The following is a 14271-nucleotide window of genomic DNA, read 5'->3' as shown; positions in this document are numbered from 1 at the left end:
GAAACGTATTAATTATACCTTTATAAGCATCTACTGTTCCATGAACTTCAACTTCTCCAATGCAGTTTATTTTAAGTACAAACATCCACAATCTTTAAGATGTTATCATGCAATATTGACTAATAGATACCAATACTATTTTCACTATTAAAAATCTGATATTTTAGATAAAAACACGTCTATTGTAACTGTTAATCAAAATTCAGAATTGTTAGAATATTAGTAATTACCAATAATACACTTAAAACCTAATTTCTTTCAGGAGGGATACAAATGAAGCAAAAGTTACATTTAATTCCGTTTCAAGTGAATGAAGTGGTCGAAGTGGTCGAAGTGGTGCCAGAAGGTATTGAACTTATTGCAGCACCAAAAGTTTGGGAAAATTCTAAAGGGAAGGGGATTACTGTTGCAATATTGGACACAGGCTGCGACGTCACCCATCCTGATTTGAGTGGCCGTATTATCGGTGGGTGGAATTTCACTCATGATGATGATGGACAACCTGATCGATACATCGATTATAATGGCCATGGAACCCATGTAGCTGGCACAATTGCTGCAATCAATAACTACACAGGAGTAGTTGGTGTTGCACCTGAGGCAAGTTTATTGATTTTAAAAGTGCTTGATAAAAATGGATCAGGGCAATACGACTGGATCATAAATGGTATTAACTATGCAGTTGAACAAAGGGTGGATATCATCTCCATGAGCCTCGGAGGATCTGTCGATGTACCTGAGTTACACCAAGCTATTCAAAACGCAATCACTAATCAAATACTAGTCGTTTGTGCTGCTGGTAATGAGGGAGATGGACAGAGTTCTTCAAATGAATTGGCCTATCCTGCCTGCTACAATGAAGTCATCAGCGTCGGTTCCATTAACCTGCAACGCAGATCTTCTTATTTTTCAAATTCGAATAATGAAGTCGACTTAGTAGCCCCTGGTGAAGAAATCCTTTCAACGTATTTAAACGGAACTTATGCAAAACTAAGCGGAACTTCGATGGCAACACCGCATATATCTGGTGCACTTGCACTCATAAAAGAGAATGCCAACAGAAACTTTGAGCGAAATCTGACAGAGGCTGAGCTGTATGCACAATTAATAAAAAGAACGATTCCTTTAGGAAACTCGCCAAAACTCGAAGGCAACGGAATGCTGTACTTAACAACAGAGGAATACTTATCGGATGTATTCAACCAAAAATTATCTGGACAGGCGTTGAAAATATAATGGAAAAACTAGATTCGCTATACTGTGAATGGGAAACGGCCAAGTCAGACTTTTTAAACTATCAGGAAAATCGACCCTATTATGACGAAAAGAAAGATAAGGAAGTCAGAAATCAATACTATCATAGCATTTCATTCACGAATACTACTCTTTTAGACAGCCTTCACACATTGCTTAAAAAACACATACAAATCAGTTAAACTACAGCCCGCACCGTTATGTGTACCCCTGGGTTGATTTACAGGAAAACGGTTCATTAAAAAGTCTTTATTCTGGACAAAGGATGGATCCCCTTTCTGTCATAGAGGAGGACGTTCGGCTCCGCGAAATGCAGGCAAAAGGGTTAATAAGCATCTTATCGGATAATCTATTTAACTGTGAACATGTAGTGCCTCAATCATGGTTCGATAAAAAAGAACCAATGAGAGGAGACTTGCATCATTTATTCGCCTGCAATCCTACCTGCAATAGCAGTCGCAGCAACTACCCTTATTACGATTTCCATGATTATGTCCCTGAAGGATTAATTTTAGGAATCAAAGATGGCTGCGGCAAAGCTGAAGAAAGTAAATTCGAACCAGAATACGGCAAAGGAATCGTTGCTAGAGCAACACTCTATTGCCTAATTCGCTATCCAAACATAATAAAAAAAGAACTAGAGAATATCTTCTTATTGTTAAAATGGCATCAATCTTTTCCAGTATCTATCTATGAAAAGCATCGCAACCTAGCTATCCATGAACTTCAAGGCAATCGGAATCCATTTATTGATTTTCCAGGGATTGCAGAATGTATCGTAACAAATTAAAAAACACTAATTCCCTTATAATCGTACAAAAGAATTAGTGTTCGCTTTTTTAATATTAAACGCCAATAAAGGTATAATTTCTACATGTAGTAGATCGAGATATTAAGGGTGATTGGTCATCTTTTATTTCAAAAATTCGTTTCAAACGAAAATAAAGGAGATGGTTCCAATGACAGTTTATGAGTCTATAACGCTCATGTTTAGTTTCGCTACACTTATTGTAACGATTCTTGCGTTGTCATTTACTTTTTCAAAAAAAAAGTAAATCACCCTTTATATCTTACAGGATAGGGTGAATTACTAGCATGCCAATCGCCTTTAATGTAATCATCTAAATCCGAACAATCTCATTACCTTTAACAGAAACTATCGCTGGTCTCTATTGATATTTTTTACATATTTTATAAATCTTCAAGGATATTACTTTAAATCTTGACTTGTAATTAATAGCGTTAATTATATTCGCTTAAATAATTCCATTTTTTTCATTATCTCTAACTCACCAGCAGTCTCAAAAAATGCTATAAGCTTTGGTAAAGCAACAGGCGATTTCTCATTGTAGAGAAATCGCTTGTTTTTTATAGCTGATAGAGCTTTGTATATTTTTCTTGTAAGTAGTTTGCAAGATACTTGGCATTTAAGCCTTCTCCAGTCGCCTCTTGAAGTAGCTCAAACGGCTTTTTCAGCGCACCGTATTGATGTACCTTCTCTGTTAGCCACTCACGAATTGGCAGAAGCTCCCCTTTTGCGAGTAAGTCATCAAAGTTTGGAATATCTTTATCCATCGCATGTTTCCATTGCGCTGCATATATCATCCCTAATGCGTAGGATGGGAAGTAACCAAACATGCCCCCTGCCCAGTGCACGTCTTGTAAAACGCCCTTCGCATCGTTGTCAGGTCGGATGCCTAAGTATTCTTCATACTTAGCATTCCACACTTCTGGAAGGTCTTTTGCTTGTAAGTCCCCATTGAACAAATCACGTTCAATTTCGTAACGAATCATAATATGCAGTGGGTATGTTAACTCGTCTGCTTCAATGCGAATTAGCGATGGTTCTACCATATTAATGGCACGTAGAAAATCAGCTAATGGGATATCTCCAAACTGTTCTGGCGAATGCTTTTGCAAGCGTTCATAGTTATGCTCCCAAAACTTTTCATTTCGTCCGACAAGATTTTCATAGAATAGTGATTGCGATTCATGGATGCCCGTCGATGTTCCCATTGCTAACGGTGTACCTGCAAGTTTGGCATCAATATTTTGCTCATACATGGCATGCCCACATTCATGAATTGTGCCAAAGATGGCCGAACGGAAATCATGCTCATCATATTTCGTTGTAATACGCGCATCCCCATGATTAATGCCAATCATAAATGGATGGACACTTTCATCTAAGCGACCCGCTTCAAAATCATAGCCAAGATGTGCAAGCATTTCTAATGATAATGCTCGCTGTGCTTCTCTCGGAAATTGTTTAAATAACATACTTGTTTCTGGTTTATTCGGAGAAGCTGCGATTTTTTGTACAAGTGACACTATCGTTTCACGTAATTCACCAAATACTTGATCTAGCACATCGGTAGTCATATCTGGTTCATATAAATCGAGTAACGTATTGTATGTAGAGCCGTTTTTAATGCCCCAATATTGAATAAATTTCTTTTGCCATTGAATGATTTCCTCTAAATAAGGTAAAAATTGCGCAAAATTATTCGTTGCTTTTGCTTCTTCCCAAACCGTTTCTGCTTTCGCTTGTAAAATAACATATTCTTTATACTCTTCAGCTGGAATCTTTTTATTTTGATCGTAATTTTTGCGCACTTCCTCCACTAAACGTCGTGTAACATGATCAAGGTCTGTTTTTTGTGCCTCTAAAGCAGTTAGTAGTTCCCCTAATTGTTCACTCGTTTGCATATCAAATAAGGAGGCCGATAATGTGCCCACTACTTCTGAACGCTGCGCTAATCCCTTCTTAGGAGCACCAGTGCGCATATCCCAATACATCACACCTAGCGCTTCCTGATAGTGCTGCATTTTTTTCACATAGTCTGTAAATTGCTGTACAGTCATATCCAATCATCCCCCTTTTTTCACCTTATTAGTTTAGCATATTTTCGAATATTTTGTATATTTTGGACTTTTGAATTTTGAAGAAAAGCTCTCCTGAAAATTTAATGAAATCTTTGTATAATAAAAATCACCTAGAGACTACAAAGAAAGAAGGGTTTTAAATGAAATATTTCTGGTATTTTATTTTTGGAGGTTTGTTGGGATTACTACTTTCATACATTGCCACTGAAATATCACGGACAGTGGCTTTTTTAACCCTGGGCATTGTAGCGGTCATAGCCTTCTGTGCCAGTCACCCAAACAATTCTGACAATTGAAATCTATATAGACTGCCAGTTTGGTAATTAATGACTCGCCAAGTAATAATCCACGGAGACTCCCGCTAGATTGCATCTCCCCATACCTTACCAGCGATTTCGGTAGGTTAATCGGCGTTTTTCATAGGTTTACCGGCGATTTCTATGATTCTATTGGCGGTTTGCGTAGTTCTATCGGCGATTACGCAAATATCGGTAATAGTCTATATATTTATTTCAAATAAAAGTAGCTCCCTTCTATATGAAGGGAGCGTCTATTTTAAATTGGGGATTTCATGTTCATGTTCGGTTTCCAATCAAACATATTTTAAAACAATTTATATATCGTTGGGGAAACGCTATATAAATTAAAAGTTACTAGTTAAATGTTTTGGCAAATTTGTAATACTTGCTTAACGGCTTCTGCGGATTGATTGAGTGCCGTTTTTTCTTCATGTGTCAGGTGTAATTCAATGACCGATTCAATGCCATTGCCGCCTAAAATCGTCGGTACACCTAAAAATAAATCATTGTAGCCGTACTCCCCTTCTAACAGGGCGATCGAAGGAATAATTTTTCGCTGATCCTTCATTATAATTTCGACCATTTGAGCACAGGCTGCTGCTGGTGCATAATAAGCACTGCCATTTCCTAATAAACCAACAATTTCGCCGCCACCTTTACGTGTACGTTCGACGATTTGCTGTAGTTTATCTTGCGGGATAAGCTTTTCTAATGGGATGCCCCCTGCATAGGAATAGCGGATTAATGGCACCATTTCATCACCATGTCCACCTAATACAAACCCTGATACATCTTCGGGAGCAATTTGTAACTCTTGCGCTATAAATGCATTAAATCGCGCGGTATCTAACACGCCAGATTGACCGATGATACGATTTTTTGGAAAGCCTGTTTCCTTATAGCAAACATAAGTCATCGCATCAACAGGATTGCTTAAAACGACTACAATGCTATTAGGGGCATACTGTTTTATTTGTTTCGAAACATGCTGAATGATTTTAGCATTTGTTGTAACTAAATCATCTCGACTCATTCCTGGTTTCCGAGGTATACCTGCCGTAATAATAACGATAGATGCACCTGCAATATCCTCATAATTACTCGTTCCATGTATAGATACATTAAACTTTTCAATCGGTCCTGTTTGTAATAAATCCAGTGCCTTTCCTTTTGTTGGATTTTCGGCTTCTGGAATATCTAGCAACACTACATCACCTAATTCCTTTTGTGCCAAGAATAAGCTTAATGTTGCACCAGTGTGACCAGCTCCAATAACAGCAATTTTATTTTTGCGAAATGCCATTATGCTTCACCTCAATTGTCCGTAGGTTCTGTCGTTTTTTTAGCACGCACGGGGGTTGGTGCTATTTTTTTCTTTGGCGTTTCTGGTCCTTTAATCATGTTGAATACTTCTTCGTCAGGTCTAGGAATGACATGAGCGCTTAACAATTCTCCAACGCGCTTAGCTGCCTCTTTGCCAGCATCGACTGCTGCTTGTACCGATCCAACATCACCTTTTACGACGATGGTCACGATACCACCATCCACAAATTCTTGTTTGACAATCGTGACATCAGATGCCTTAATCATCGCATCTGCTGCTTCGTAAGAGCCTACTAATCCCTTTGTTTCTATCATGCCAATTGCACTACTCATTGTCCTCACCTCGCATAACATCTGTTGAATCTATAATTCCTATTACAACTGCATCAATAGGAAGTGGATTATCTTTCATAATATAACGGGATGATCCCCCACTCGTAATGAGCACATCATCGCCAATGCCTGCCCCTATGCGATCAGCCGCAACCATTTCCGTGCGAATTGGTTGCTGATTAGAGTCAATTGGTTGAATAATTAATAGCTTTAAGCCATTCAACCCTTCTTCCTTGCGTGTTGCCCAAACGCTTCCAATCACTCTTCCCATCTGCATGAACTCACCCTCTTTATGTTGCCTGGATAATACTTATTATTCAGAGCGAATCGTTAATTTTTTATTCAACTCTCTTATTTTGTCATAAGCTAGCGCTGTTACGATGGTTCTTTTCGGCACAACAATTTCTTGAGCTTCTATTTCAAGCACTTCCACCTGTGAAAGGAGCTTTTTTTCAAAATGATAAATCGGTTGTTTTTCCGGCGTTTGCTTTACGACTACAGGGCGTTCTTTCGCAATCATCGGTTCAATCGCTTGACCATTGACGATTTCAGCAAAAGCGCCTTGTTGAATCAAGCCTGCATTTGCTTCATCTGTATCAATATGCATTTCCAAGCGATAGCGTTCAGACACGCGAATAATCACATTGGATAAAATAATAGGCCGTATTCCCTGAACGTTGATTTGCACTGACTGCCCATCCACTACTTGGAATCTCACGCTATCTGCAGGTGACATATGAATATGAGCTTGTGCAATAATGAGGCCTTCTGTTAGTACTACACTACCTTTTGGTCCAATTAGCGTAACAGGGCTTGAGCCTTTAATATCTCCAGATACTCTTAATGGTGGCTTGACGCCAAGTTTCATCGCATCTGTCCAGCTTACTTCCACTTGTGTTAAAGCGCGTGCTGGACCTAATATGCGAACCCTTTCAATAGAGCCTTTAGGTCCCGCAATAACTACCGTTTCTTCAGCTGCAAATTGGCCTGGCTGTGACAGCTCAAATTTTGGCGTTAATTGATAATTTTTGCCAAAAAGTTGCTCCACTTCTGCCTGTGCAAGATGAACATGTCGAGCTGATACACCGATAGGAATTTTACCGTCATCTGGTGGGGAAGGCTGATTTTTTAATACTTGCTGTAAAACTTCTTCAACGATTTTTTGCACTAATTGTTCCTGCATCAAACCTCCTCCTTATTAAAATGATTTAACAATTCTTCCCTTTGCTTGCTGTTCAATAAAGCCTGCATTCGCTTCATCTGTATCGATATGCATTTCTAAGCTAAAATCATTCGATACACGCACGACTACGCCGCGGAATGTTACAGGTCTTTCACTGTCAACTTCTACAGAGACTAATTCATTATTGTTGACTTCAAATACTCGCGCATCTTCTTCTGTCATATGAATATGTGCTTGTGCAATAATGACTCCCTGCTCTATCATAATTTCTTGTCGTTGATTAATTAGTTTGATGCTAGCTGAATTTGCGATATCTCCCGATTGCCTTACAGGAGGGGTTAAACCTAATTTCATTGCATCTGTTCGACTAATTTCCACTTGCGTTGCTGCTCTAACAGGTCCTAATACACGCACATTGTGAATAACACCTTTTGGTCCTTCAATAGAAACACGCTCTTTTGCTGCAAACTGTCCTGGCTGAGAAAGATCAAAATCCTTCGTCAACGTTGCGTTTGGACCAAATAGTGCTTGTAAATCCTCTTCACTTACATGTATATGACGAGCTGAAATGGCAACTGGAAAAGCTTTTGATTTTATGTTCAAGTTAGCCACCTCTAAATCTAGTAACAATTATTTTTTTCTGATGACAGACATTCATCTCCATCTACAGTAAGAGATGAATGCCTCCCTTTCAAAGCTGTAATTAAGCTTCTGCTTTTGGCAAGATTAATTCTAATTCGTTATGCGGGCGTGGAATTACATGCACAGATAGAAGTTCTCCAACACGTTGAGCTGCTGCTGCACCTGCATCCGTTGCTGCTTTTACTGCGCCTACATCGCCTCGAACTAAGACAGTGACAATTCCGCCACCAACATGTACTTTCCCAACTAAATTAACACTTGCAGCCTTCACCATTGCATCCGCCGCTTCAATTGCTCCTACAAGACCTTTTGTTTCTACCATTCCTAATGCTGTACTCATTTGTCATTCCTCCAAATTATTTAGTTTGTAATGTGATTTGCTTTAATACTTGATCGACAATTTGTTGCACCACTTCTGTATCTAGTGATGGTGCTTGCGCCTTGATATTCTCTACTACCGGCTCTATATCGAATTCCGGTTTTGGCACCTCAACATCTTTAATGCCATATGCCATACGCTTAATATTTAATAAATGTCTAGCTGTAATGTTATCGGACGTAATATTGCCGCCAAATGTACCACAGCCTAATGTAAAGGATGGGGCTAATCCAGTCGAACCGCCAACTGCACCAATCGAAGATAATGTGTTAACGACAATACGCGACACTGGTAAATCCAGCGAAAACTGCTCTGCTAACGCTGCATTTTCCGTATGAATTGAGCATGAATGACCTCGTCCCCCTATGTTCAGTAGATCGATCATCACTTGTTTAGCCTCTGTGCTGTCCTCTACTGTGTAGAACGCAAATATCGGTGAAAGCTTTTCCAGTGAAAATGGAATATTTTTACCGATCATCGTCTCCAACCCAACAAGTACTTTTGTCTCTTCTGGCACGACAATACCGACTAAATTGGCCAAGCTCACTGCTGATTTCCCAACAATTTGTGGGTTTACTTTTCCTGGCACAGGAGAAATCAGCTTCTCCATCTTCAACTTCTCTTCTGCACTTAAAATATACGCATGCTGTTTCTTTAACTCTGCTAAAACTTGCTCTGCAATAGCTTTATCCACGATAATGGCCTGCTCTGTTGCACAAATTGTGCCATTATCAAACGATTTGCTTTGTACAAGCTGACGACTAGCTTTTTGAATATTGGCTGATTTTTCGATATAAGCTGGCACATTTCCTGGCCCTACTCCATACGCAGGTTTTCCAGAGCTGTATGCCGCTTTTACCAATGCACCGCCACCCGTTGCTAAAATTAAATGAATATTAGGATGCTTCATTAATTGTTGCGTCGCTTCCATTGAAGACATTGTTAAACATTGCAACAACCCTTCTGGTGCTCCAGCCTTTTCCGCCGCTACTCTACAAATATCTAAAGCTTCCTTTGTACATTTAACAGCATAAGGATGCGGGCTCAGAACAAGACCATTTCTCGTTTTTAATGAAATTAGTGTTTTAAAGATGGCTGTTGAAGTAGGATTCGTTGTTGGCACAATACCTGCAATAACACCAAACGGGCTAGCAATCTCTGTAACTTTCTTTATACGATCAGAGCCTATTACACCAACAGTCTTTAAATCTTTTATATCTTCATAAACATCTCTAGAAGCAACTTCATTTTTCATTTTTTTATGATTTGGGATACCCATCCCTGTTTCTTGTACAGCCATTTTGCCTAATCGTTCTGCCTCTTTAAATGCGGCATCCGCCACAGCCTTTACAATAGTATCCACTTGTTGCTGTGAAAATTGCATATAGGCTGCTTGTGCTGTATTTGCCTGTCTAACGGCATCTCTCATTTCCTGAATGGCTAATAAATCTTTATCTAAAGAAGCCATAAAGCCGCCTCCTTTCTAAATAACGGGATTTCTCGCAACATTTTCTATTGCTTCTCTAAAAGCGTCTGCAGCAGCTTGACATGAAGACTGACTGCCACTTACTATGCCACCACCAAAGTTAGTTTCTGAAGGTGGTCCAAAAAATAGTTTTAGCTCTACGTCCGCTGCTTTTAAAGCGGCATCTAAACCAACGACCGCCTCAATTGGTGGTGCGATTAAGTAAGCGAGTGCAGTGCCAACCTTCACATCTGCTAGCTCGGCCAAATAGGTTCCACAGCTTGCAACAGTATGCGCAAAAAGAGCATGGCTTTCATTGCCATTAATTGCTTCAAAATAAGTATCGAATTGAATCTTTTGTTCAATTGCTTCCAACCCACTGCGAATTTCGTCTGGTGAGCTTCCCGCAATAATGCCAATCATTTCACCAGATAATGGGCCTGACGCGTGTGCCGCACCTGCATAAAAGCTTTTTGCATAAACGACAGCCACATCAGCTTTTTTCGTCGCTTCGTCTAATGCCACATATCCGACATCATCAATTGTTAGTGTGACCAGCCCAATGCTATGCTGATTTGGCTTTAGCTCAAGCTGTGCTGCTAATTCTCTATTCACTCTAGGAATCATCTGCATTGCCAAAATTTCAGCCATTATTTTTTGAGGATTCATTACTTCCCTCCTAACCTTCTTTAGCGACAAGATTTACGCCACTAGCCTTGTATTGCAATATTTTTTTAACGACTGTACCTAAATAAGCACCTGCCTCAAGTGGCGGAATACCACCTTTATGAATGTTTGATATAACCATTCGATCCGCTTCGACTGTGCCCATTCTCGGCTGATAACATAAATACGCACTCATCGACTCAGCTGACACAAGCCCAGGACGTTCACCAATTAAGTAAACAATGACCTCTGCTTGCAATAGTTCGCCAATCTCATCCATTAAGGCAACACGCCCTTTATCTATATAAAAAGTAGTGCCTATTTCAATATTTAAATTGCTAAGACTTTGCTGTAATGCTAAATAAACATCCTGTACATTTTCTTCAATCGCACTCGCACTTAAGCCGTTAGAAATAATAATTTGGACTGTTGGACGTGCTTTGCATGATGATTGAATAAGTGCTTTCGATTCATCCGATAAGCGACGACCTAAATCCGGTCTAGTAATGTATTCTTCTTTATCAGTTACTCGTGTTGTTACTTGAAAGACATTCAATTTTTGCAATAGCTCTTCTGTCACTTCTCCATATACGGCATCTACTGCTGCTGCATGATCGAGGCGGAACTTCAACCAAGTTTTTGTTTTTGGCCTTGTTCCTGCTCTACCTACACCGATTCTTGCAGGTGTATGTTTTTTTGCCGCTTGTACACTTTCAGATATAGTTTCCGCTTCAAACTGAAATGCCTTAGCAGGTTCCGCTGTAGAAGGATGGTCTTCAATCGTTGCACTGTGCGAATATTCTTGTGTAGATGATGCATGATTGTAAAGCTTAATTAATGGTTGATCTGATGTCGCAATTGGATTTGGTAGCGCTTCAGAATGATTAACTGCTGTTTCATAGAACTTAATAAGTGGTTCTCTCTGTTCTACAGTTGGTGTAGTTATTTCTTCAGATAAATTGTTTGATGTATCGTTACTCATTTTCTCCATAACAAGCTGCGTAATCATGGATACTAGCTGTTCATTCAATGGTCTCACCTACCTTTCAAATATCGATAAATCGCCAGCTCTAGCTGAAAGTCGCCCATTTTCGTAAATGCCCATTTTTTCTAACCATGCTAAATATTCGGGCGCCGGTTTTTTACCAAATGTTTGAAGCAACGTTGCAACATCATGGAAACTCATTGACTGGTAGTTCAACATAATATCGTCTCCCATAGGTGCTGCAATAATAAAGTTCACGCCTGCTGCGGTTAGTAACACACTTAAATCTTCTACATCATTTTGGTCTGCCTTTATATGATTCGTGTAACAAATATCTACTCCCATTGGAATGCCGTGCATTTTACCCATAAAGTGGTCTTCTAGCCCTGCTCGAATAACTTGTTTGTTGTTATACAAATACTCAGGACCGATGAAACCAACAACTGTATTGACAATATAAGGATTAAAATGTCTTGCGAATCCATAATTGCGTGATTCCAATGTTACTTGGTCAATGCCCATATGTGCTTCTGCCGAAAGCTCCGAGCCTTGCCCTGTTTCAAAGTAAAATAAATTTGGGCCAGTTCCCGTTCCTTGTTTTTTCACAAGCTCCTCTGCTTCTCGAATTAAGTCTGCAGAAATACCAAACGAGCGGTTGGCAATTTCAGTACCAGCAATACTTTGGAAAATCATATCGGCTGGCGCCCCTTGCTTAATGGCCTTCATTTGTGTTGTAATATGAGCCAATACACAGTTCTGTGTAGGAATCGACCAATCATTAATAAATTCTTTTGTAGCATGTAAAACTTTTTTAACGCTTTCGACAGAATCGTCTACAGGGTTAATGCCAATAACGGCATCGCCTATTCCATAAGACAATCCTTCTTTTAAGGAAGCGATAATCCCGTCAATATTATCTGTTGGGTGGTTGGGCTGTAGTCTTGAGGAAAGCGTACCCTTTTGCCCAATCGTAATATTGCACGTTGAGAGTATTTCTACCTTATTGGCCGCATGAACAAGATCCAAGTTAGACATTAGCTTTGTAACAGCTGCAATAATTTCTGAATTCATGCCCTTACTTAAGCGCTTTAACTCTCGATCTCCTGTATCATTCGATAAAATATATTCTCTAAGTTGTTCAATGCTCCAATTTTTTATTTCTCCGTAAATTTGTTCATTAATATCCCCTTCAATAATGCGTGTGACCTCATCATTTTCTGGAGGAACTAAAGGATTCTCTCGTATATCCTTGACTAGTAATTCACTTAGCACAGCTTTTGCTGCAATTCGTTGCTGTACGGTTTCAGCAGCAATACCTGCTAGCCGATCTCCCGATTTTTCTTCATTGGCCTTAGCCATTACGTCTTTTAATGAATGAAAATTATATTTTTCTCCACCAAATATCACCGATAGATTCACATTCATCCTCCTTACTTTGAGTGGAAAGCTAGTGTTTTGACAACAACAGGGACAACACCAGAAGGTAGCACTTGCCCAATGTCAATATAATCACCTGTTTCTACTTTAATTTGATCGATACATAGTATAGGAACCATTGGATTAATAGCTTGCAACGTTTGCCCTATAACCTTTGCATAATCTGATTGAATGACTATGATAATTGGTATGTCCTTGGAGCTTCTTGTTCCTAAATGCTGTAAAATGGCCTCGCATAATGTATGGACATCCTGAAAACTTAAGTACGGTAACTCACTAAAATAAAGTGCAAATGGAGCGTGTTTATCCTCTATCGAAAAGAGTGCATCTGCTCTATCCACTGCTGTCTTTACCATATGATCAAACGCTTTTGATGCGATACTCATATGGCAATTAAATACAGGGACATTTTTTAACGGTAAAACATCTGCATCCACTTGAATGGTGGCACCACTAATTTCAGTTGTTTGTGTACCTGCACCAGTCACTGTTGCTCGTGCAGTTTCTTGTGGCTGTAGCCATAAAAATGTTTGCAGTTGCTCATGCTGTAATAGCATATTTGCTAGTTTATCGCCGATATCATCGTACTGACGATGCGTACAATCATGGTTATATATACAGGAAGCTACCCCTCCTGAAAAGACGATTGCATCGACTGGCTTATGCCAATTTGGCAAATGTCCTAATAACAATGGATGCTTGGCATCAATTTCTTGCCCACTTAATGTCTTAGCTAAGCAGCGCACCATTTCTTGAATAAGCTGCTCAATGCGAGCATCGTCTGCCGAATCCCCTAGCTGTAATGGTTTTGACCACTTCTCCATGAGCTTCTTAATAGGTGGAGAAATGGAAAGAATTTTGCCATTATAAAATTCAATTAATCTACCACCAACATGCAATGTACATGTGCCAATGACTTCACCGTACTGCATAACTGCGATATTAGCCGTACCGCCACCAATATCTATATTGGCAATGACTTTGCCTGTGTTTTTTGACAGTTGAACAGTACCTGCACCTTTGGCGGCAATAATCCCCTCTAAATCAGGCCCTGCAGTCGCAACTAGAAAATGACCTGCTGAGTCAGCAATTGCATGGACAACCTCACTGGCATTTTCCTTCGTAGCAGATTCACCCGTAATAATAATGGCACCTGTTGATATATCTGCTGGTGAAATTTGAGCAAGTTGATATTGCTGAAATATAAATTGTTCTATCTGTTCCATATCGATAATGTCATCATTGAGAAACGGTGTTTTAATAATAGGACTTTGATGTAACACCGTTTTTTCAATTATTTCTATCCGCGGCACATGTGTCACACCAGCAACGTTTTTCAACAGAAAACTACTAACAACCATCTTTGTTGTACTTGTCCCAATATCAATGCCTGCACTATAAATTTTTTCTGTTTTCAAC

At 39.5% G+C, this 14271-nt stretch carries 14 protein-coding genes and 1 pseudogene; 3 read left to right on the top strand and 12 right to left on the bottom strand.

The genetic code is table 11. The features are described from left to right. The first annotated feature begins 273 nt into the window (after positions 1 to 273). The 3 genes and pseudogenes from ACIQXW_RS04085 (at position 274) to ACIQXW_RS04075 (ending at position 2309) form a co-directional block, all read left to right on the top strand. Entirely contained in the window at positions 274 to 1236 is a 963-nt protein-coding gene (locus ACIQXW_RS04085) for a S8 family peptidase (RefSeq protein ID WP_401018614.1), read from the top strand. Then, positions 1236 to 2044 (top strand): annotated as a pseudogene (locus ACIQXW_RS04080) (endonuclease I family protein). Before ACIQXW_RS04085 ends, ACIQXW_RS04080 begins: the two are co-directional and overlap by 1 nt. A 160-nt stretch (positions 2045 to 2204) precedes the next feature. Then, positions 2205 to 2309, top strand: coding sequence for a putative holin-like toxin (locus ACIQXW_RS04075; RefSeq protein WP_370635715.1), 105 nt, complete (start codon positions 2205 to 2207; stop codon positions 2307 to 2309). A 313-nt stretch (positions 2310 to 2622) separates the two neighbouring features. Here ACIQXW_RS04075 and ACIQXW_RS04070 read toward each other — a convergent pair whose 3' ends face one another. The 12 genes from ACIQXW_RS04070 to ACIQXW_RS04015 form a co-directional block, all read right to left on the bottom strand. Then, complete coding sequence (locus ACIQXW_RS04070; RefSeq protein WP_402760024.1) at positions 2623 to 4119, bottom strand: carboxypeptidase M32; 1497 nt, start codon at positions 4117 to 4119, stop codon at positions 2623 to 2625. Positions 4120 to 4797: 678 nt separating this feature from the next. Beyond that, positions 4798 to 5742 carry a malate dehydrogenase gene (gene mdh / locus ACIQXW_RS04065; RefSeq protein ID WP_340825035.1) on the bottom strand — a complete coding sequence of 315 codons (945 nt, stop codon included), beginning with the start codon at positions 5740 to 5742 and terminating at the stop codon, positions 4798 to 4800. An 11-nt stretch (positions 5743 to 5753) separates the two neighbouring features. After that, positions 5754 to 6095 (bottom strand): BMC domain-containing protein, encoded by a 342-nt coding sequence (locus tag ACIQXW_RS04060; RefSeq protein WP_401018620.1) that lies wholly within the window; start codon positions 6093 to 6095, stop codon positions 5754 to 5756. Then, on the bottom strand, positions 6088 to 6372 hold the full coding sequence (locus ACIQXW_RS04055) for a EutN/CcmL family microcompartment protein (RefSeq protein ID WP_401008073.1): 285 nt from the start codon (positions 6370 to 6372) through the stop codon (positions 6088 to 6090). The genes ACIQXW_RS04060 and ACIQXW_RS04055 overlap by 8 nt, the downstream gene beginning before the upstream one ends. A gap of 36 nt (positions 6373 to 6408) precedes the next feature. Continuing rightward, entirely contained in the window at positions 6409 to 7278 is an 870-nt protein-coding gene (locus tag ACIQXW_RS04050; protein WP_402760021.1) for a phosphate propanoyltransferase, read from the bottom strand. Between the two features lie 15 nt (positions 7279 to 7293). Next, complete coding sequence (locus ACIQXW_RS04045) at positions 7294 to 7881, bottom strand: phosphate propanoyltransferase (RefSeq protein ID WP_402760019.1); 588 nt, start codon at positions 7879 to 7881, stop codon at positions 7294 to 7296. Positions 7882 to 7981: 100 nt separating this feature from the next. Beyond that, a complete protein-coding gene (locus tag ACIQXW_RS04040) occupies positions 7982 to 8260 on the bottom strand; it encodes a BMC domain-containing protein (RefSeq protein WP_024363388.1) in 279 nt (92 codons plus the stop codon). 16 nt (positions 8261 to 8276) lie between these two features. Further along, the gene (locus ACIQXW_RS04035; RefSeq protein WP_402760017.1) at positions 8277 to 9767 is read right to left on the bottom strand and encodes an aldehyde dehydrogenase family protein; all 1491 of its coding nucleotides are present in this window, start codon (positions 9765 to 9767) and stop codon (positions 8277 to 8279) included. A 15-nt stretch (positions 9768 to 9782) separates the two neighbouring features. After that, positions 9783 to 10433, bottom strand: coding sequence for an ethanolamine utilization microcompartment protein EutL (gene eutL / locus ACIQXW_RS04030; protein WP_401018624.1), 651 nt, complete (start codon positions 10431 to 10433; stop codon positions 9783 to 9785). A 10-nt stretch (positions 10434 to 10443) separates the two neighbouring features. Next, a complete protein-coding gene (gene eutC / locus ACIQXW_RS04025; RefSeq protein ID WP_402760015.1) occupies positions 10444 to 11460 on the bottom strand; it encodes an ethanolamine ammonia-lyase subunit EutC in 1017 nt (338 codons plus the stop codon). Between the two features lie 9 nt (positions 11461 to 11469). Continuing rightward, on the bottom strand, positions 11470 to 12840 hold the full coding sequence (locus ACIQXW_RS04020) for an ethanolamine ammonia-lyase subunit EutB (RefSeq protein WP_340825051.1): 1371 nt from the start codon (positions 12838 to 12840) through the stop codon (positions 11470 to 11472). Between the two features lie 5 nt (positions 12841 to 12845). Next, positions 12846 to 14270 carry an ethanolamine ammonia-lyase reactivating factor EutA gene (locus ACIQXW_RS04015; protein WP_402760013.1) on the bottom strand — a complete coding sequence of 475 codons (1425 nt, stop codon included), beginning with the start codon at positions 14268 to 14270 and terminating at the stop codon, positions 12846 to 12848. Position 14271: the final 1 nt, after the last annotated feature.

The sequence above is a fragment of the Lysinibacillus sp. NPDC097162 genome (assembly GCF_044762185.1).
In the GTDB taxonomy this organism is placed as follows: domain Bacteria; phylum Bacillota; class Bacilli; order Bacillales_A; family Planococcaceae; genus Lysinibacillus.
The sequence above is the reverse complement of the archived record's forward strand: the minus strand, read 5'-3'. Positions and strand labels throughout refer to the sequence as shown.